Below are 423 nucleotides of genomic sequence, written 5' to 3'. Positions count from 1 at the left end.
TTATTAGCGGATTGTTTTAAGACATTTAATATCACGCATTCATTAAGCAAGAAAGGGTGTCCATATGACAATGCGGTAGCGGAAGCGACATTTAAAACAATTAAAACGGAATTTGTAAAAGGCCAATGTAACTATCCCCTAAAATAGTACAGCAAAAAAGTAGAAAATTCTCTATGATAAAAGAAAAGGGGATTTAATTATGAAAAAAATGACTGAACATCAAATCGTCGCTATTTTAAAAGAAGCTGAAGCGGGTATTCCGGTTAAAGAACTGAGCCGTAAATATGGCATGGGTAATTCAACTTTCTATAAATGGCGAGAAAAATACGGCGGAATGGAAACTTCGGATATCAAACGCTTAAAGGAGCTGGAGGCTGAAAATCGCAAGCTTAAGCAGATGTTTGCCGAACTGAGCTTAAAATC

The 423-nt window shown here is 36.2% G+C and carries 1 protein-coding gene and 1 pseudogene; both read left to right on the top strand.

Annotated elements, in window-relative coordinates; genetic code table 11:
• Positions 1-117 (top strand): annotated as a pseudogene (locus tag A9G32_RS12510) (IS3 family transposase); the annotation flags it as partial.
• An 82-nt stretch (positions 118-199) separates the two neighbouring features.
• Positions 200-423, top strand: a 224-nt coding sequence (locus tag A9G32_RS02055) for a transposase (protein ID WP_141672860.1), incomplete at its 3' end; no start/stop codon positions are given.

Source organism: Gilliamella sp. Gris3-2 (genome assembly GCF_001690345.1).
In the GTDB taxonomy this organism is placed as follows: Bacteria; Pseudomonadota; Gammaproteobacteria; order Enterobacterales; family Orbaceae; genus Gilliamella; species Gilliamella bombi.
Note: the sequence above shows the minus strand (reverse complement) of the source record. Positions and strands in the feature narration are given on the sequence as shown.